Source organism: Colwellia aquaemaris (genome assembly GCF_057548755.1).
Map to the genome: position 1 here is coordinate 266,666 of NZ_BAAJLV010000004.1, position 18,808 is coordinate 285,473.

General features: G+C 39.6%; 16 protein-coding genes. 7 read left to right on the top strand and 9 right to left on the bottom strand.

Features of this window, described 5'->3' with window-relative positions:
* Positions 1-30: 30 nt before the first annotated feature.
* The 4 genes from AC27HL_RS13160 to AC27HL_RS13175 all read right to left on the bottom strand — a co-directional run bounded on the left by AC27HL_RS13160 (position 31) and on the right by AC27HL_RS13175 (position 7,564).
* On the bottom strand, positions 31-2,379 hold the full coding sequence (locus AC27HL_RS13160) for an alkaline phosphatase D family protein (RefSeq protein ID WP_487081486.1): 2,349 nt from the start codon (positions 2,377-2,379) through the stop codon (positions 31-33).
* Between the two features lie 135 nt (positions 2,380-2,514).
* Positions 2,515-4,152, bottom strand: coding sequence for an FGGY-family carbohydrate kinase (locus tag AC27HL_RS13165; RefSeq protein ID WP_487081488.1), 1,638 nt, complete (start codon positions 4,150-4,152; stop codon positions 2,515-2,517).
* Positions 4,152-5,933, bottom strand: a complete 1,782-nt coding sequence (locus AC27HL_RS13170; protein ID WP_487081489.1) for a glycerol-3-phosphate dehydrogenase/oxidase — start codon at positions 5,931-5,933, stop codon at positions 4,152-4,154. The genes AC27HL_RS13165 and AC27HL_RS13170 overlap by 1 nt, the downstream gene beginning before the upstream one ends.
* Positions 5,934-5,971: 38 nt before the next feature.
* Complete coding sequence (locus tag AC27HL_RS13175; RefSeq protein ID WP_487081491.1) at positions 5,972-7,564, bottom strand: FAD-binding oxidoreductase; 1,593 nt, start codon at positions 7,562-7,564, stop codon at positions 5,972-5,974.
* Between the two features lie 152 nt (positions 7,565-7,716).
* Between AC27HL_RS13175 and AC27HL_RS13180 the strand changes: the two genes are divergently transcribed.
* The 4 genes from AC27HL_RS13180 to AC27HL_RS13195 all read left to right on the top strand — a co-directional run bounded on the left by AC27HL_RS13180 (position 7,717) and on the right by AC27HL_RS13195 (position 10,387).
* Positions 7,717-8,808 carry an AraC family transcriptional regulator gene (locus AC27HL_RS13180; protein ID WP_487081492.1) on the top strand — a complete coding sequence of 364 codons (1,092 nt, stop codon included), beginning with the start codon at positions 7,717-7,719 and terminating at the stop codon, positions 8,806-8,808.
* A 220-nt stretch (positions 8,809-9,028) separates the two neighbouring features.
* On the top strand, positions 9,029-9,454 hold the full coding sequence (locus AC27HL_RS13185; protein ID WP_487081493.1) for a hypothetical protein: 426 nt from the start codon (positions 9,029-9,031) through the stop codon (positions 9,452-9,454).
* Positions 9,451-9,648: a helix-turn-helix transcriptional regulator gene (locus AC27HL_RS13190; RefSeq protein ID WP_487081495.1), complete on the top strand. Its 198-nt coding sequence runs from the start codon at positions 9,451-9,453 to the stop codon at positions 9,646-9,648. Before AC27HL_RS13185 ends, AC27HL_RS13190 begins: the two co-directional genes overlap by 4 nt.
* A gap of 259 nt (positions 9,649-9,907) precedes the next feature.
* Entirely contained in the window at positions 9,908-10,387 is a 480-nt protein-coding gene (locus AC27HL_RS13195; protein ID WP_487081496.1) for an SDR family NAD(P)-dependent oxidoreductase, read from the top strand.
* 349 nt (positions 10,388-10,736) lie between these two features.
* On the opposite strand, the gene AC27HL_RS13200 is transcribed toward AC27HL_RS13195, so the two are convergent.
* The 3 genes from AC27HL_RS13200 to AC27HL_RS13210 form a co-directional block, all read right to left on the bottom strand.
* Positions 10,737-11,951: a MalY/PatB family protein gene (locus AC27HL_RS13200; protein ID WP_487081497.1), complete on the bottom strand. Its 1,215-nt coding sequence runs from the start codon at positions 11,949-11,951 to the stop codon at positions 10,737-10,739.
* Positions 11,952-12,034: 83 nt separating this feature from the next.
* Positions 12,035-13,165 carry a membrane dipeptidase gene (locus tag AC27HL_RS13205; protein ID WP_487081499.1) on the bottom strand — a complete coding sequence of 377 codons (1,131 nt, stop codon included), beginning with the start codon at positions 13,163-13,165 and terminating at the stop codon, positions 12,035-12,037.
* A gap of 121 nt (positions 13,166-13,286) precedes the next feature.
* The gene (locus AC27HL_RS13210) at positions 13,287-13,838 is read right to left on the bottom strand and encodes a DUF2780 domain-containing protein (protein ID WP_487081500.1); all 552 of its coding nucleotides are present in this window, start codon (positions 13,836-13,838) and stop codon (positions 13,287-13,289) included.
* A 184-nt stretch (positions 13,839-14,022) separates the two neighbouring features.
* Here AC27HL_RS13210 and AC27HL_RS13215 point away from each other — a divergent pair, with 184 nt between their 5' ends.
* Entirely contained in the window at positions 14,023-14,544 is a 522-nt protein-coding gene (locus AC27HL_RS13215) for a VF530 family protein (protein ID WP_487081502.1), read from the top strand.
* Between the two features lie 73 nt (positions 14,545-14,617).
* Here the strand turns inward: AC27HL_RS13215 and AC27HL_RS13220 are convergent, their stop codons facing one another.
* Entirely contained in the window at positions 14,618-14,836 is a 219-nt protein-coding gene (locus AC27HL_RS13220) for a hypothetical protein (RefSeq protein WP_487081503.1), read from the bottom strand.
* A gap of 60 nt (positions 14,837-14,896) precedes the next feature.
* Here AC27HL_RS13220 and AC27HL_RS13225 point away from each other — a divergent pair, with 60 nt between their 5' ends.
* The gene (locus AC27HL_RS13225; RefSeq protein WP_487081505.1) at positions 14,897-15,232 is read left to right on the top strand and encodes a hypothetical protein; all 336 of its coding nucleotides are present in this window, start codon (positions 14,897-14,899) and stop codon (positions 15,230-15,232) included.
* A gap of 70 nt (positions 15,233-15,302) precedes the next feature.
* Here the strand turns inward: AC27HL_RS13225 and AC27HL_RS13230 are convergent, their stop codons facing one another.
* Positions 15,303-17,231 carry a methyl-accepting chemotaxis protein gene (locus tag AC27HL_RS13230; protein ID WP_487081506.1) on the bottom strand — a complete coding sequence of 643 codons (1,929 nt, stop codon included), beginning with the start codon at positions 17,229-17,231 and terminating at the stop codon, positions 15,303-15,305.
* Between the two features lie 496 nt (positions 17,232-17,727).
* Here AC27HL_RS13230 and AC27HL_RS13235 point away from each other — a divergent pair, with 496 nt between their 5' ends.
* Positions 17,728-18,780: a hypothetical protein gene (locus AC27HL_RS13235; protein ID WP_487081507.1), complete on the top strand. Its 1,053-nt coding sequence runs from the start codon at positions 17,728-17,730 to the stop codon at positions 18,778-18,780.
* Positions 18,781-18,808 lie beyond the last annotated feature (28 nt).

An 18,808-nucleotide genomic window follows, 5' to 3' on the forward strand; every position in this document is an offset into this window, starting at 1 on the left:
TAACTTTCTATCAAGGTTAAAGCGATAATATTACAACTGCGTCAGTACACCATCTGTCACTTTAAACTTATACAAACGTACTTTTGATAAGAAATTATCAGCATCGTCATAATAATTGCGAGTTACCGTATCCATATTGTGGAATTCACTGCCGGTATTGTGGAAGTTTACTAATACGTTTTCAGCGTCAACTTCAACAATGGCAACACCATGCTCCCACATACGAGAAAATACCATATCATCAGTAATATCATCACGCTTAGTCGCCGTGCGCACTAGTGGGTCAAAGTAAAAAGGTAGATCACTTAACGCATCTGGTACATCGCCTAATTGCGAGAATATTTGATTCATGCCATTTTCTAAGAATGAACCAAAGGTGCCAGATGAAACCGATGAGGTTGTGAAGTTAAACGATCTCTTGCCTGTAACCGCATTTGGCTTATGTTCGGTAACGTAACTACTATGAATATCGCCGCCTATGCTAATTACGCCAAATTGACTCATGACGTTATCAACAAAGTTTGATTTAAACTGTGGGACACCATCCCATTGGTCTGCTTCTAGGTAAAAACGCTGTTTCAGTGGTGCTGGAATAGCATCTGAGTTTAATACTCCTTCAAGTAAGCCTAATCCACTATCAGCACGACTTGAAGACAGATCAAAAATCAAGGGTGAAAATGACACTGAACTGCCGAGCATTTTCCAAGTACTGGTTGATGTAGCAAAGGTTTGCGCTAGCCAATTGGTTTGCATATCATCAAACACTTTTTGTGCGCTCGTACCTTGCAAGTTTGCAACATGCTCACGGTAACCTGCGTAAATATCATAGGTATCTTTTACCACTAAATAACGGCTACCAATAAAGCCAAACAATGAGGTTTTACCCATAGTATAAAATGCTAAGCCTTGTGCTACGCCTGTTTCAGGCAATGCAGGTAGCATTTGAATAGGATGCTCGGCAGGTAAACTTGCTTTTGCTCCCGCTAATACTTGGTTTAAATAACTGGTGGTTAAATTACCTTGCACGGCTGAAACAGCACGTTGTTGAGCTTGTGCTAATGCATCAGCTTGGCTTAGCTCTACACGTGCCATTAGCTCCTGCATATAAAGACCAGTAAACACTTCTAAAAATGCCGCTTTATATGGTGCAAAAGGCGCATCGTCAATATTCACATACGGTGACATTTGGCTAACAATACCGTCAACTTGCGCTTGAACTAAACCCGCGCCTAATAAAAAGGCACTTAGTGTCGCTTGGTCCATTTCAACTTTTGCTGGGAATGCATCTTCTGGCAAAATGTGATCAGGGCGATTGGTACGAAAATCTGTCATGGCTAAATGTAAATGTTGGCCAAATTGGAAGTCGCGGTAAATTCGCGTATTCGGGAATAAATGCTCTTCATTGATACCTATGGCGCCAGCGGCAAGCCCTGCTTGAGTATGAGGTTGCTCATGGTCAATTGGCATATACTCAAAATAAGCAATTTCAGAATTCTTTTTACGCTCAGTTTGTTTTTCTTCACCTGCGCCATCTAAATATGTCGCGGTATCACCCCAGCTATCGTCCGAGAACTCATGATCATCCCAAATGGCGATCATTGGGAAACGCTCATGCACGCGTTGTAATAATTCATCAGTACGGTAAGTTTTATATAGCTGACGATAGTTATCTAAACTATTCGCTGCTTGCGTTTTATTATCACCAACACCTATGATTAATGCGCCTTCGTTGTCGGTAAATTCAATACTGCGCGCACCACCAGCTGATTGGAATTGTGAATCACCCGTGGTTTCATAAATGTAGTCACCTAAATGTACAACAAAGTCTAAATCATCGTTATCAAGTAACGATAAGTAGTTGTTAAAGTAACGACCGATATAGTCTTGGCAAGAAACGTAAGCAAATTTTACTTTGCTATCGCTATCGGCTGCAGCGGCAGTTTTAGTACGACCAACGCGGCTTGAGTAGTTTTTACCACCCATTTGGTAAATAAAGCGGTAGTAATAGTGCTGCCCAGCATTAAGCTCAGTAACACGAATTTTTAAACAATTATCGTACGAAGCTAAGGCGTCAAAGCTTTCTTCAACCACTAAATTAGCGAAGCCTTCGTCGCTAGCCACTTGCAACATTAGTGATGTGTCGGCGCCTGAGCCATCATCTACACGAGTCCATAAAATAACTGAGTCAGCTTTCGGATCGCCTGATACAACCGACTGTGGGAAATATTGGCTACCATCTAAAATACTCGGCTCAACTGGGCCGGGCTCGACAACTTCATCTTTTTTGTCTGAACTACCACAACCAACAAGGCTTGAGGTAACAACAGCACCAGCACTTACCGCAAGGGTTTTAATAAATTTACGACGGGTATAATTCATATTTAAATCCTTCTTACTCATTATTTAATTGTTGTTATAATTTGTTTATTTACCAGCATGTTAACTGTATTTTATGACAAGTTATCAATGCTTTATTGCTTTTATTATTTTCTTGCTACTTTTTATTGCTTTGCTCTATTCTGGATAGCCAGTAATATTTTTTATATCTTGATAAATAGGTTTTAACTGTCGGTACATTTTTCTATATACCCGCTGATATAACTTGTTGTATAGCTGCACATTCACCTGATTTGGCAAAAATGACTGCTCAATGCGCGTCATCTCATCAATTGCTTGTTGGTAATTGTCAAAGTAACCACTACCCACGGCGGCATTAATGGCAGCCCCTAAGCCCGAAGTTTCAAAAGTATGTGGCCTATGCGCGGGTAAGTTAAAAATATCTGCGGTAAGTTGCAATGCCGCGTCTGATTGCGAACCACCACCAGACACAATTAAGCGGCTAATTTTGCACTTTTGTCGTTTCTCTAAACTTTCTTTACCTTCACGCAAAGCATAGGCTAAACCTTCAAGTATCGAGCGATAAATATGAGCGCGAGTATGAACATCGCCAAAACCAATAATGGCGCCTTTAGCTTCTAAGTTTTTCAAGCCCGGCGACCAATACGGCTGCAACATTAGCCCCATTGAACCTGGTGGCACTTCAGCTACTAGTTGGTCAAACAAACTTTCAGCACTTACCCCTAAGGTTTGCGCTTTCTCAATTTCATTTTGACCAAATTCTTGCTTAAACCAGTTCACCATCCAGAAACCACGATAAATCATCACTTCAGCATTAAAATTATCAGGAATTGCCGATGGATAAGGTGGAATAAAAGCCTGTGGCTCAATGTATTTAGCGTTATTGGTGTTAATTGTTGCTGTAGTGCCATAGCTTAAGCTGGCGGTGTCAGGGCTGATACAACCTGAGCCAAGCACTTCACAAGCTTTGTCTGAGGCTGAGGCAATCAACTTAGTACCGGCGACTAGGCCTGTTGCTTGTGCTGCTTGCTCAGTAATAGTGCCGAGTATTTCACCTGGTTTGACTAAAGTTGGCAGCATAGAGCGCTTTACTGGCAAAGCCAGCCATTTCCAATCCCAACGACCTGCCCAATTTTGTTTTTTATAATCAAACGGTAAGTAACCAACAATACTGCCGATAGAGTCTTTAAACTGCCCTGTTAACTTATGGGTAAAAAAACCAGAAAGTAAGAGGAATTTATCGGTATTTTGCCAAACTTTAGGCTCATTTTGCTCTAACCAATTAGCTTGCGATTTACGGCGAAAATAATCAATGACCTTAGTTTGTCCAATCGCGGCGAAAGCTAATCGCCAGTACCAAGGCATCGCTTTGTTTTGTTGGCACAAGCGTTGATCAAGCCATAAAATTGCCGGGCGTAACGGTTTAGCATTTTTGTCTAAATTGATAACCGTGCCACGTTGCGTGGTTACCGTTACCGCTGTTATTCTTTCTCGATAGCCATTTTTAATTACATCACTTTGTTGCCAAAGTTGCTGACAACATTGCGCTAACATTTGCCAAAAGTAATCTGCATCTTGCTCTGCCCAACCTGGGTTGGTTGAAAAATAAGCTTCGAGTTCTATTCGGCTTTTGGCAACTAAATTACCTTTTAGATCAAATAACAAGGCGCGCACACTCTGTGTGCCATTATCTATGGTTAAAATTAGCTCATCTTGCGAACTAGTCGTTGTGCCTTGTTTTGCATTTTCGGCGTTATTATCTTTAGTTTGCTTGGCTGTTACGTCTATTGTCATTAATTATTATTCTCTTGAAGCATTTTATCCGTGGTTTTGCCAAGTCGTTGCTGATTATTAGGAACACTATACGCCCGTTGCCAAATGGCACAATAACGGTTAATTTCCCGCTGCCATTGTTCCTCATTCCAAGGTAAAAAGGGGGCACATAATTGTTTAATTTTTGGTATTAATTCCTGGGCACCATTTGGTAAAACATTGCCAATACGGGTACGCCTTAACAGTAAATCATCAAGGTGAAATACTTGCTCAAACTGTACTGACCAAATAAGCTCCGCCCACAAATATTTACTATAACGTATTGGATTACAATACCTTTTTTCCATAAGAATAACAAACAACTGATTGAACTCGCCATAGTTTGCGTTAATTTGCTGCTTAATATCGTCATTAAAAAAGGGAGCTCGCATCGCATTTGATGGTGAAAGAATCGGCTGCTTGCAGGCAAGTTCAAGTGCTGCTTGGTAATTGTTATTTAGTTTTTTATAACCCGAATTTGCTACTAAGTATTGACCTGCCATTTGCAGTACTTGCTCAGCAATTAACCGGAAGGTTGTAAGTTTGCCACCGGTAACAGAAATAACACCTGCATTTTGTTCAATGTAATGTTCACGTTTTTCTTTTGATGGTGCCGCTGAAGGCTCAGAAGTCATTACCGGCCTAACACCTGCGAACGTCGAAATAACATCTTGTTCGGTTATTTTCGCATCGGGAAATTGCTGCTCAATCGCGGCCAGTAAATAATCAAACTCACTTTGACTAATTTGCGCGTCTTTCGCCATATTTTGCTTATGCTCAACATCGGTTGTTCCAACAACAGTAACGTTTTGCCAAGGGTAAACTTGCACAGGCCGTTTATCATGCGCATGACGAATGGCAATGACACTCGCCACTGGTAATCGCCAATTAGGTATAATTATATGGCTGCCCCGCAACGGCCGCATATGCATAACAGGCTTTTTATTTTTATTCTCTACATCAACACAGTTTGCTTTTAATAATTCCGACCACGCTCCACATGCGTTTATAACCACTTTGGCATTAATGGTTAATGCTGACTCACAACCATCTATTTCAACCGTAATTTGCTGATTTTGTTTTTGGGATTCTAGCTTAGTTACTTTGGCATAATTTAGCGCTTGCCCGCCTAACTGTAATGATTCTTGTATTAAGCGCTGTACGAGTCGCGCATCATCGGTTAATGCATCAAAAAACTGCGTTCCGCCTAACAACTGCTCTTCTTTAACCTTAGGCGCTAATGCTAAATATGATGATTTCGGCCAGAACTTATGCTGTTTAATACCAGCAATAAAATCGTAGCAAGCTAACAATTGATTAAAAACCCAAGGCCCGGGGAAGGCTTTTTTATAATGGCTCATAACAAAGCTTTGCTTGGCAATTAATGGCTGGCCTTCTTTTAGCAAGCGTTGTCGTTCAATAACTGATTCACGTGTTAAACCAATTTGACCTTGCGCCATATAACGCAAACCGCCATGTACCATTTTTGATGAACGGCTTGAGCTGCCCCATGCAAAATCTTTTTGCTCAACTAACAACACCTTTAAGCCGATTTGACTGGCCAGTTTTAAAATACCCGCACCAGTAATACCGCCGCCAATAATGATCATATCCCAGCAGTCGTGCTGACGTATTTTTGTAATACGTTGTGCGCGGTTAATAGCTATGTTTTCAGACAAAGCAAAGTTTTCAGAGAGCGACGACTTAGTGTCAAACGCTGCCTTTAACGTGCTAGCTTTTGCTTGTTGCTTTGACTTATTCATCGCGCTCACATTCGTTTATTTGTTATCGGGCTAATTCGCTATTCAAGCAAAGTCCCCGGGTTTAGTAACTGTTCACTGTCAAAGTGTTGTACTAAGTTTTCTAATACCTTCATCCCCAACTCACCTTTTTCAACTGATAAATAAGGCGCATGATCTTTACCAACGCCATGCTGATGGCTAATAGTACCGGCATTATTAACAATAGTGTCACTCGCTAAATGCTTTAACTTTTGCCAGCGTGCTAAGGTTTCTTGGTAACTATTGCCATTTCGGTAAACATAAGTGGTGTACAAACTACAACCTTGGCTATAAACGTGCGAAAGATGCGTAAATACATGCACTTTTTCACCTTCGTCACTTAAGCCATGACGAATTTTCTCTTCAACTTTTGTCATTAAGCTATCAACATTGCCCCAATCGGTTGCCGTTTCAAAGGTATCAACCACATAGCCTTGCTGCCATAAAGCATCACGAAGATACGGTGAACGAAAGCGATTTGCTTGCCATTTTTTGCCAAGCATTTCACCAGTATTTACCCCTTGGAATTTTTTAACCAGCGCTTTCAATTGCTTTTTACTAGCATTAATTTGCTGGCTACTGCCGGTTAAACCAAAGGTCAACATGCACTTACCTTCAGCGCAGCCTCGCATCGACAAATAACGCTCTAACCATTTTATTTGATTTTCATGACCAGCAAGTTTGAGTTGAGTTTGCGTTTCAATTCCATTACTAACGCGCAACATAGACAAAGCGATGCGCTGCTGCACAGACTCTTTACAAAACTGGCTGGCTGCTTGCCAATTTGGGAAAAAAATAACTGAGAATTGCTCTCGGTCGGCAACTTTACTTACTCGCACTTTTACTTGCGTTAAAATGCCAAAGCGCCCTTCCGAGCCTAAAAGTAATTCACGTAAATCAGGGCCAGCCGACGATGCAGGAAATGTTGGTACATCCAACGAACCAGCGAAAGTTTCAATATTACCGCCAGCAAACATTTGCTCAATACGACCATAACGTAGTGACTGCTGACCACTAGAGCGGCTCGCAACCCAACCACCAATAGTAGAAAGCTCAAAAGACTGGGGAAAATGGCCAAGAGTATATCCGCGCGCTAGTAACTGAGCTTCAACCATAGGCCCGGGAGTACCTGCACCAAAGGTCGCAATTTGACTATCTTCATCTAGATGCAGTAATTGGTTCATCCGCCCCATATCAACAGTTAATATTGGCCGTTGTGATTGCTTAGGGTTAATATGTCCTGCAACGCTAGTGCCGCCTCCGTATGGGATCACCTCAACATGATATTTTTTCGCATAAGCTAAAATAGTTTTCACATCTTGGCAGTTTTCTGGATAACAAACCCCATCGGGAAAACAAGCTATGTCACCACTTCGCACTGCTAAATAGTCAGGTAGTGATTGACCTTTTGCATGGCGAACTCGCTCTTCTTCGTCGGTAATAACCAGCGCATGTTCAGGTAAGCGAGAAGCTGGAACTTTGCTGACAATATCGTCTAATGTTGCATCGGGCAAACACTTGCCACTACCGACAACTTGTGACAAAAATGCTCCTGCCGATTGAGGTAACTCCATTGAGGTACTTTCATCACCCCAGCCATTCCAACGTCTCATTTAACGCCCCTGCTATTAATTCACTATTCGTTTATTGTTAGTTATGATAAAACGAAGCTACAACAGGCAAAATGTCCTAAAAAGACAGTCAAGGTGACATTTTAGGACAAAATTACGGTCAGGTTTGACCTCTTTTAGCAGTTAATAAAAATATGACAAATAATACATTGGTAAATAACACAACAGAAAACATCGCTGCTCAGCCAAATAACAATTTAGATGCAAACTTAGGCCAAGCTTCGGTGCCAGCAGTGAATCAGTATTTACAGCTTGCCATAGAGCAACAGCTTAATGTTGAGCAAATTTGTCATACTCTCGGCATAGAACAATCAATACTACTTGATAACAGTAAGCACATAACCGGCTTAATGTTTCAGCAATTGATCTCATCCTTGATCAGCCAATCGGAGGATGAACTTTTTGGCTTGCATACCGCTAAATATGTGCAGCCTGGCTCGTATAGTGTTTTGGGCTATATTTTGATGAACTGTGAAAACTTAGGACAAGCCCTGACTAAAATTCAGCCGTTTGAAAAGTTAGTGGGTGATATGGGCACCACCACATTTGAGCAACTTGGTGAGCAGGTAAAAATTAGTTGGCATTGTCAGTTTACAGAGCCTAGTGTTAAGCGTCATATGGTTGATAACTGCTTAGCCTCTTGGCTAACTTTTGCTCGTTACCTAGTTAGTCAAAACAGCAACCCAAGTGAACTTAGACTAATGCGAAAGCAGCCGACATTAGCGCAACAAAATGAATACCAAGCGGTATTTAAATGTCCAATAAGTTACGCTCAAGATGAAAATGCCATTATTTTCAACAAAGCATTATTAACCTTGCCATTAAATAAAGGTGACCAGCAATTACTTTCTACTTTAGAAACTCACGCTCAAAGCCTTATTTCCAATATGAGTAACGAGAATGACTTTTCTAGTCAATTAAGAGCCGCTATTGAAATATCGCTGAAAAAAGGCTGTTTTCATCAGCAAGAAATGGCGAAAAACTTTGGCATTAGCGCTAAAACCTTACAGCGACGCTTAGCAAACTTAGGGTTAAATTTTCAAACAGTACTAGACGAAACACGATTGGCGCTAGCCAAAAGACACCTTAACAACAACAGCTTAAACCTAAACCAAATTAGTGCAGAACTAGGCTTTACCGAGCCAAGATCTTTTTACCGCTGGTTTAACAAAGTTACTCAGCAAACACCTGGCGAATATCGAAAACTTCTACAAAACAAGATCTAGTCAAATAGCGGTAGGCTAACCAACAAGCCCAGCTCGCTAGCCTACTTGCGCTAAATTTCAGCTTTTAAACTCGCCTATAAAGTTAAGCTTAATCGACTTAAAGTCATCAAGACAATACTATATGTAAAATACACTTGACATAAAAATACTCATGTTCTACATTAACAAATGTAAAGCAGACTTAACTTTTAGTAAAACAGAACAGACAAGGAGTATCAAAATGACTGATGACAGTGTAAATAAAACTTCAAACTGGCAAGAAAGGAATAAAAAAAATACCGCTAAACTTGGTTTTTGGACCGCCATTTGGGTAATTAGCATGGCACTCACTAATTTTGGTCCTCATTTTCTCTGGGGTTTCAATCAAGCACTGACAATTATTGCGGTAGTGTTAAATCTCGCACTTGGGCTGAAAATGGTGTTAGTGAATATTCAACACATAAAAGGCTTAGATGAAATGCAACAACGCATTCAATTAAATGCCATGGGTATTACTTTAGGCCTGAGCTTAGTGGTTGGCTTGGCGTATTCAAATTTAGATGTTTTGAATTTAATAGGGTTTAATGCTGAAATTTCTCATTTAGTCATTTTTATGGGGTTGACTTATCTAAGTGCTACCTTTATTGGCAATAGGAACTACCAATGAAAAATCGATTGAAAGTGTTGCGTGCAGAAAGAGATTGGACGCAAGCACAACTTGCTGATGCTTTAGACGTTTCTCGCCAAACCATTAACGCCATTGAAAAGGGTAAGTTTGATCCAAGTTTACCACTGGCTTTTAAAGCTGCACGACTTTTTAAGCTAAGCATTGAAGACATTTTTCAGGATGAAGAAGCTTAAAGCATAAAATCTAGTCATCATATTAATCAAGCCTCACTTAACTACAAGTTGGGCTTTTTTTTGTTTTCTCGTTTTTAATTTCTCATTAGTTTCTCCACCAAGTATATGCAATTACTGAGGCCGAATTATTCAATTGCAATGGTACTAAGGTGCCACTTCAATCCACGCCTGCTTGTTGTAAGCTTTAACAACTAAAATTTATTCAGCAAAACACCCGCCACTATTTGGCTTGTAGCGCTATTTAATAGGAATGAAATTAATGACAACGGCACAAACACTAGCAGGCAAAGTTGCACTTATTACTGGCTCAACTAGTGGAATTGGCTTGGCAACTGCACATGTTTTGGCTACGCAAGGCATCAACCTAGCCCTGCATGGCTTATTAACAGAGGAAGAGGGTGGCGGGCTGGCCCAGCAGTTTGCAAAAGAATATGGCATAAATGCCTACTTTAATAATGCTGATTTGCGAGACACTTGTGCCATTGAACATTTTATTAAGTGTGCTCGCTCAACACTGGGCGATATCAATATATTGATCAATAACGCTGGTATTCAACATACGGAAAGCGCAGAAAAATTTCCCGTTGAAAAGTGGAACGATATTATTGCCATTAATTTGTCTGCAGCTTTTCATACCATTCAACAATCATTACCTGCGATGCAAAAAAACAATTGGGGCCGAATAATAAATATCGCCTCCGTGCACGGCCTAGTGGGTTCAGTAAATAATTCAGAGTAATGAATCAGTAAACTACTAGCCATCGCGCCGCCTGTATTTTGTTCAAACTATAGGTATATGAGCGCTCAATACCAGTGCAATCATATTCAGCCCTATTGCCCAAATAACCTGTAAGTAAAGTGTGTTAAAGATTGAAGAACAAAAATAGGCGCACACAAATGTGCGGTCATGTGGGAAAAAATAATTCAACATCTGTGCTTTCAAAATCTTTAGGATCAAGCACTTGTTTATATAATAAAAGATTGCTTATAAACATAGCAAAAACAGGCTGCTGTAAATAAAAAGCCTTCTCGAAAGAAGGCTATTAGTTATCTTAAACGTTTAATGCGTTAAAATGGCGTATTTAACTTTAACAGCAGCTTTTTGAGGCATTACCACCGCAGCCATTATATTGCCCGCTTGCCGATGAAATTGCTGTTTGTAGACGCAGAAAAGCACTTTCTATATCAGCTTTTGGTGCCGCAAAATTCATACGGGCAAATTGGCCATAACTTTCTCCAAACCAAGTCCCAGGCGAAACACCGAAACCAGCATCACCAAATAGCTTAACTAAGCCGTCATTAGAGTAACCAAGTTTTGAAAAGTCTAACCACACTTGGTAAGTGCCTTCAACTGGAGTCATAGTGACACTTGGTAGTTGTTCAGCGAGAAATGACGCGATCCAATCAACAGTTCCTTGCATTTGTTGTAAAAACCCGTCGAGCCATTCTCCACCTTGGTCAAACGCCGTTATCGTGGCAAATGTCGTGAAAGCATTGCCGTGATCAATATATAGCGATTGCGATAGTTTGCTCATAGTGTCGAATATTTCTTGATTTTCACTATAAATATAGCCATTTGAAATACTCTGCATACCGAATGTTTTTGCTGGAGAGCCAATTAAAGCAACATGCTTTTTCGCGCCCTTTGCCATTAAGCTAGTAAACTTATGGCCTGAGTAAACAATATCGGCATGAATTTCATCACTAATAATAGTGACGCCATGTTTTTCAGCCAGGGTTTGAATTTGATGTATTTCATTTTCACGCCACACTCGCCCCACCGGGTTATGTGGGTTACACAATATCATTAACGTGACATTATCAGCACTTAGCTTTTCTTCTAAGTCGCTATAATCAACTTCGTAACGGCCATTAACTAGTTGCAAAGGACTTTTAATCACATCACGACCAGCGCCGCTAATCACTTTTGCAAATTGATGATACGCGGGAGTTTGAATTAACACCCCTTCCCCATTTTTACTAAGCTCTCGAATTAACAGAGCAATTCCGGCTAATACGCCAGGCACTTGCACAAATTGATTCGAGCTTAAGGTTAGGTTATGCCTACGCTTGAACCAACCGCTAATAGCATTAAAAACCTGTGCAGAGTCATTCTCATAAGCAAACTGATTACGCTCTACAAGCCGTTGTAATTCCTGTTGAATCGGTTTTGCAATGGTAAAATCCATATCTGCTATCCAAAATGGCGTCACATCACTGGTACCAAATACATTCTTTAGCATTGATGAACTATTACGAATAAAACTATTTTTTGCTGCCACTTTCTTTTCGGTAAACTTCATATCTATCTCCAATAAGGTTTACTAATAAGACGAAATAAATTCACAAAAGACGCACACATGACCATAAAAATTAAATTTAGCAACTAGCCCAAAACATCAACTAACACTCTTTGCCAGTTTTTTCCCATAATTTTATCTATTTCTGAACCAGTAAATTTTGCTTTTGATAATTGATATTCAATAGAGCGCATACGTTTAATATGATTTAGTTCAGGAATAACAATATGATTAACATCTCGCTCAAACCCTAGCACACCTTTTTCACCAAGCCCCTGCCACCAAGTATCGTAACCTTTAATGGCTACAGCATTATTATTACCCGCTAACAGTGCGTTTTTGTGCCCTCTTAGCGGGTAATCATTAGCAATAGCCACAGCATCAATACCGGCGACATTTCTTACATGCTTTAAGTGTGCAATATAATGCTCTGGTCTTGGTATTTTTTCGTTGGTTAGCCACCACGACATCATAAATACCCCAAACACACCTCCACTATCAGCAATGCCTTTTAAAATATGATCTGGTGTACAACGGGCGTTGTTGATAATTTCTCGCGCTGCACCATGCGTTTGAACAATTGGCCCTTTGGCTCGATATAAAGTATCTTGAGCGCTGGCAACACTAGAATGAGACAAGTCAATCAGCATGTTTTTGCTTTCAAGTTTATCTATTAAGGCAAAGCCTTGTTTGCTTAAACCCTGTTGTTCTAGGCTTAATGCACCACCAGCGTATAAGTTATTATAATGATGTGTTAGTTGCAGTACTCTTAAGCCTAACTGATGAAATTCATCAACTTGCTCAAGCCCACCTTCAACGCAATCAGCTCCTTGAATTTGTAAAAACACTGCACATTTATTTTGCTGGCGAGCTTTTGCAATTTCACTGCCTTTCGTCGCAATAGAGTAAATATCAGGTGCGGCTAACATTTTTGCTGATTTCTCTTTGATGCTTTTCATGCAGGCATTATAAGTACGCTTATAATTAACACTGCCGTCAGCAAGCTTTACCTCTTCAATTGCAGAAATATCAGCAATGAAACTATCGAGTTGTGATGCTTTTACATCAAGACTTTCATCTGGCACAAAAGATAAACCGTCAATATACAGCCTTTTTTTATCAACAGAAGCAGCAGGATCACCAATATTTGAGCACGCACTTAAGGCCGCAATTGAGCTAAAACCTGCGAGTTGTTTCAAAAAATTTCTTCTTTGCATAGCACACTCCTTTATGCACACTTACATTTTTTATTTCACTTAATAGCTGAAATAAAAAAGCACTTTGCTGTTAGCAAAGTGCTTAATTAAAAAATTAAATATTCAGCAACAATATTGGTAACTAGCCTAATAGTTTTCCTAAGCCATCGGTTAAAATTTGCTTCGCTTGTTGGCCTTGCTCTGTATCTAGGTAACTTTGCGCTGTAGTTACAAAACCACTGATCATCTCTGGCTTTAAACCCAATGCTTCAAATTGCTTTTTCACATCATTAATAGACTTTAAAGAATCACTATATTGTGACGCTTTATCAAGTAAACCACCTAAACCTTCGCCAGAGCTAAGTTTACTTATATCTGGCATTTGACTAACAAGCCCATCAACACCAGGTAAAGATTTAGCAAGCTGACTAAATTGCTCACTTGAAACATTATTTTTAACGTAGTTCAAAATAGCACCCATACCGCCTGCGGCTTGGCCTGAACTGACATCTAAAGAGCCTGTTAACATATCGACTAAACCGCCAGCACTTGGTGTAGCTGAAGCGTCAACCACTTGCTCTTTAGCATCACCTAAACCGATTAAGTTTTTTAAGCTGTCTAACCAACTTGTTTCTTGTGCTAGAGCAGAGGTACTTAGCGTAGAAAGCGTTAATAGTACAATAAGTTTTTTCATAGTGATTTCCATCGGTTTTAATAAGTTATTATTTAGTTAAAAACAAGTGTACAACATTTAACATAAAGGTATGTAACGCTTTATGAAATTTAGTGATTTAACAACAAAGAAAGGTAAATTGCCCATAAACTTTACGCGCTTTAATGTATAATCATGCTTAATGACGAGTTAATTAAGTTAAATTATGAGCCAAGAAGATATTCAGTTAAATAATCCATTACACGGTTTAAAGTTAGATACGCTACTCAGTGAACTAGTAACACATTATGGCTTTGATATTTTAGCGGAATATACCCGCATAAAATGCTTCAAAAATAACCCAAGCATGATCTCTAGCTTAAAGTTTTTACGAAAAACACAATGGGCAAGAGAAACACTTGAACGCTTCTATCTTTATAGCTTTAAAAATTTACCTGAGCCAGGTGAAGACGAATTTGAAATTCCACCTAGACAGAGAGAAATTCCATTACACATCAAGCCAAAAGAGCCTAAAGTATTAATTAAAGGTGAGGCAATAGTCCCATTAACTAAAGATAGTTTCAAAGAAACACATCGCTCGAAACCAGTACAGGGCCGTAAAAATCAAGATGCGACTAATAGAGGTCAAAACTCTCGCCCTCGCTCAAATGAGCGGAAAAATGAAAACTCAAATAACAGTTCTGAGAGCAATAAGCCATTTGACCCATACGCTAACGCACCTAGATAGTAGCAATTACTCAATAAAAAAAGCGCTAATAAATGAATTTATTAGCGCTTTTGCTTTTCTAAAACAGAATACTTTAGCTATTATTTTTTTGCTGCAATTGTTCTTGCTGCCACGCCCAAGTAGGCGACTTAAAAAATAGTTTCACACGGTATGACCAAGACGGAGCTTGCCACAAGCGTTGTAAAAACTTCCCGTACCCTGAGAAGAAGACAACAAACGGGTTAACACTGTTTATTCTCGGGTACACGCCGTAATTTACTTTTTCTTCCTCTTTGGCAAAAGTACCGAACATTTTGTCCCAAATAATTAAGATACCGGCATAGTTCTTATCTAAATACTGCTTGTTTGTCGCATGGTTATTCGAACAAAAGTACAACCATGCTCTGATTTAACCTATTTAAGCCAAAGTATGCGTAGTGCCATGTACTGGTATAAATCAACTTTTGCCAAAGACGACAAGATGTCTGCCGATCATCCACTCGCTTCTGGAGATTTTTTACAAGAGGATATTTTTGTCTGCGAACAGTTACAAAAGTCGCTAACTAGCCCTATTTTCAAACCTGGGCCTTCTGCAGAGTTTGGCGAGTTACCCGTGCGTGAACACCAAGATATTGTTTGGCAATATATTAGTAAACACCTTAACGATAACGCCGAGCAGGAAATAGCTGTTACTTCAATAAATAATTAAGCGTGTTAAACGAGTGCCAAGTTTGATACCTAGCACTCGTGTACTAACAATTTTTATTAATGTTAAATATTTAAAGCTTAAAACGCGCCACTGACTGAGTTAATGAATCAGCTAATTTATTCACATCTTCACTTCGATTTGATAAGTCTTGTGATTCAGCAGCATTATGACTTGCAGCTTCTGCCGCTTCACTCATGGTCGCTTCAATATCTTGGCTAAAACCTAATTGTTCATTCGAAGCAACACTAATACTTTTACTCATCTCATCAATCGTTAGCAAGGCACTTTCTATTTGTTTTATAGCATTACTAAGCTCTTGGCTTTGCGAAACACATTCTGATGCTTGTGTTTGCCCTTGTGAAATCGCCAGCTCTGCGGTTTGTGTTTCTTTTTGCAAAGCGTCAATCATGGTTTGAATTTCAGCAGTCGATGCTTGTGTACGCGATGCTAGCGATCTTACCTCGTCGGCAACCACAGCAAAACCACGGCCATGTTCACCAGCTCGTGCCGCTTCAATGGCAGCGTTTAACGCTAATAAATTAGTTTGATCCGCAATACTGCCAATGGTATCTAAAATGCCGCCAATACTATCGCTGTGCTTACTTAAACGAGCCATAACCTCCACCGACTCTCTTAACCGCTCAGAAAGTGACACGATGCGATTACTATTGTCATCAGCAATAGTGCGAATTTCATAACTATGTGTTGTCGCCTCTGAAACATTATTTGCGGTTAAATTGGCTTCATCAGTCACACGGGTTGAACTGGCAAACATTTTTTCTGCGATTTGTTTAGCGCTATCAACTCGAGTTATTTGCGCCGATGTTGACTGAGCTATACGTTGGCTTTGCTCACTGGTTATTTGTGACGACTCATCTAACGAATAAGCATTTTGGCTAATATTTTTTAATAATGAAGTTAAGTCATCACTGAGCTTATTGATATTTTTAAATAACACGCCAAACTCATCTTCGTTACTAACGGTTAGGCGATTTGATAAATCACCTTGCGCGATTAGCGCTAATGAATCATTGGCAAGTGCCAAGGGAGTCAGCATAGCGCGCGTGGTAATGACACCAATAAAGCTTGCAAGAATAATAAACACTACAGCTAAAATAATCGCTAAACTTTCACCTGTTTCCACCTTATTTTTCGTTGTTAATTGCAATTCTACAAAGCGTGCTTCGGCTAACGACAATAAAACAGTAAGTTGCTGATAGGTGGCATTAAAACTTACCACTGAGTCGTTATACGCTTTATTCGCATTAACGGCATCTTCTAGTGCGCCTTGTTTATACTGATATAATTCTCCCGGCTCTACTAATAAATGATTTAAAGTGGAAAACTGGTTTGAGAAATCGTCAAGTAATGATTTATCTGCAATGTTTTCAAATAGCTGATGCATAAAATCAAAGTTATTTTTTGCGTTGGCAATAAGAAAACCTACATCTTCTTTGTGTTGCGCTAACACAGCCAGTTCATTTACTTGCTGTAAACCTGACATAGTATTTTGTAGGGTATAGAGCATGTCATCAATGCGAGCACCATTACCTATGATGTCTTCTAATAACTGTTCGTTGTCTATTTCTAGAAGCTCTAAATCAAGCATATCGTTGCTGGCCTGATCTCGGCTCTCAACAAAAATCTGATATTGCTGAGTAAACGCTTCATTAGCAACGGCAATATTCTTTTTCGCTTGATAAAATTGTTCAGTTTGAGTGACGTATTCTTGGTAATGTATCTGAGCTTGCTTCAATGCTTGTTGCATTTTCGCTTGATCCATAACCTTGCCACTTAACACAGTAACAGCAGCTTGAAACTCTTGATTTAACTTATTATATTCTTGCTCACTGTTAACTAGTGCAGCTTTATCTTGTTGAGTAAAGCCCAATGCACCAATTTTAATCATATTAAGTAATTTGATTTGCAAAGCATTACTTTGCTTTTGTACAGGTACAGCAAGTAATTCAACATTACTGTTAGCGGTACTGATTTGCATTAATGAATTATAAAAAAAACTGCTTCCTGCAATTAACAAAATCCCTATTGTGCTAAACCCCATTATTATTTTTTGTTTTATGGTTAATGGTAGGTTGTACATAAACACCTCTGGAATGAATAAATTTTTCTTGCTTTAGCAAGGTACTTCAACCACGGGGATTGAAGAGTGATTATAAAACGCAGAATATAAATGTAAACAGTGGTCAAACCACATCTAACATTCTATCTAGTTAATTTTCATCTAATTCATAATTTTCAAAGCTAGTCGCCAACACAAACCATTAACAAGAAATTAACACGAAACACAGCCATAGCCCTTACTGTCTAAGATTATATCTTCTATCTATTTTCGCCATTTAAATTATAAATATGCTGCAATTGGATAATAAATAAACACTACCCTATTATCACCTTAACTGGTCGAACGTCCGATCAGTAAAATACACATAATAAAAACATGACGTAATAAATATAAAAATAATTTGGGGAAACAAATGAATACAATTAAAAGCCTAGCCGCCATTGCCTGCTGCTGTTTAACACTGTGCTCCACCGAGGCACTGAGCAAAGAGCACAAAATAGTACTGATCCACGGTTTTCAACCGCAGCAACTAATATCTGACGGCGATGTTACAGCAAATGGCCAACGTTATTGGCAAGGCTATTGGAATAACCTAAGCGATGCACGCATTGATTGGCCCTCTTACGAAAGAATTGAAGGCAAGATTGCATCTGACTATGTTTGGCCAAAGCTAAAGGCATTCTCAGAAAGTAACTTTTGTGATCCTGGCTGCATATTCGTTACGCACTCTACTGGTGATTTAGTGGCAAGATACATTATAGATAATCAAGAAACTTGGCTGGAAAATGCAGGCCTAGCTCCCCTCAATATAGTAGCTACCTTTGATATTGCTGGTGCAGGTGGCGGTAGTGAACTTGCCGACTTAGCGGTTAGTGTTGCTCAAGGCACTGAAAGCTGGACCTTCGTAATAGAGGCAGCGCTCGAAGCCTGGTTAGGAGGTGATCTTAGTGATGAAATGGGTGTACTACATGACCTAAAAGTTAACAATGCTAGACAGCTTGCCCCCTTACCTGATGCTCGTATTCCTCGATTACGATTTGTTGGTGACGCCAGCGAATATTTAGGTGTCACGAGCCCGTTTATTAAGGGACATGACGACGGAGTGGTTGGTAGTCATTCAGCCTGTGGTGGCAATCGCCAGGGCAGTTATGGCAGTTGTAGCGCACAAGTTGCCTTTAACGGCAAACTAACCACTCAAAACAACGCCGTGTCAGGATTTATGCCATTTCATTACCCAATGTTAATGGGCGAAGATTATAGCCATGGTTCATTATTAGAGCCGGAACAAGAAGGCAAAGTTACCGCTGCAAGTAACCAGCAAAATTTACTTTCTGGAGAAAGTATTCAGTTTGACACCTACACAAAAACAACAGGTTGGTGGTTGTGGAAAAGCAATTATCTTTATGTACAAAATTCTGACAATGACAGCATGTCGGCACTGATTTACGACGCTATTCCTAATTAAATTAAAGTAGAAAACGATACAGCGTTAT

What these genes read in the sequence shown, in the direction of transcription:
- AC27HL_RS13185 (WP_487081493.1), top strand. Translation starts at nt 9,029, where the DNA reads ATGACTGATGACAGTGTAAATAAAACTTCAAACTGGCAAGAAAGGAAT.
- AC27HL_RS13180 (WP_487081492.1), top strand. Translation starts at nt 7,717, where the DNA reads ATGACAAATAATACATTGGTAAATAACACAACAGAAAACATCGCTGCT.
- AC27HL_RS13160 (WP_487081486.1), bottom strand. Translation starts at nt 2,379, where the DNA reads ATGAATTATACCCGTCGTAAATTTATTAAAACCCTTGCGGTAAGTGCT.
- AC27HL_RS13220 (WP_487081503.1), bottom strand. Translation starts at nt 14,836, where the DNA reads ATGTTCGGTACTTTTGCCAAAGAGGAAGAAAAAGTAAATTACGGCGTG.
- AC27HL_RS13200 (WP_487081497.1), bottom strand. Translation starts at nt 11,951, where the DNA reads ATGAAGTTTACCGAAAAGAAAGTGGCAGCAAAAAATAGTTTTATTCGT.
- AC27HL_RS13170 (WP_487081489.1), bottom strand. Translation starts at nt 5,933, where the DNA reads ATGAATAAGTCAAAGCAACAAGCAAAAGCTAGCACGTTAAAGGCAGCG.
- AC27HL_RS13215 (WP_487081502.1), top strand. Translation starts at nt 14,023, where the DNA reads ATGAGCCAAGAAGATATTCAGTTAAATAATCCATTACACGGTTTAAAG.
- AC27HL_RS13175 (WP_487081491.1), bottom strand. Translation starts at nt 7,564, where the DNA reads ATGAGACGTTGGAATGGCTGGGGTGATGAAAGTACCTCAATGGAGTTA.
- AC27HL_RS13190 (WP_487081495.1), top strand. Translation starts at nt 9,451, where the DNA reads ATGAAAAATCGATTGAAAGTGTTGCGTGCAGAAAGAGATTGGACGCAA.
- AC27HL_RS13205 (WP_487081499.1), bottom strand. Translation starts at nt 13,165, where the DNA reads ATGCAAAGAAGAAATTTTTTGAAACAACTCGCAGGTTTTAGCTCAATT.
- AC27HL_RS13225 (WP_487081505.1), top strand. Translation starts at nt 14,897, where the DNA reads ATGGTTATTCGAACAAAAGTACAACCATGCTCTGATTTAACCTATTTA.
- AC27HL_RS13165 (WP_487081488.1), bottom strand. Translation starts at nt 4,152, where the DNA reads ATGACAATAGACGTAACAGCCAAGCAAACTAAAGATAATAACGCCGAA.
- AC27HL_RS13195 (WP_487081496.1), top strand. Translation starts at nt 9,908, where the DNA reads ATGACAACGGCACAAACACTAGCAGGCAAAGTTGCACTTATTACTGGC.
- AC27HL_RS13235 (WP_487081507.1), top strand. Translation starts at nt 17,728, where the DNA reads ATGAATACAATTAAAAGCCTAGCCGCCATTGCCTGCTGCTGTTTAACA.
- AC27HL_RS13210 (WP_487081500.1), bottom strand. Translation starts at nt 13,838, where the DNA reads ATGAAAAAACTTATTGTACTATTAACGCTTTCTACGCTAAGTACCTCT.
- AC27HL_RS13230 (WP_487081506.1), bottom strand. Translation starts at nt 17,231, where the DNA reads ATGCAAATCAGTACCGCTAACAGTAATGTTGAATTACTTGCTGTACCT.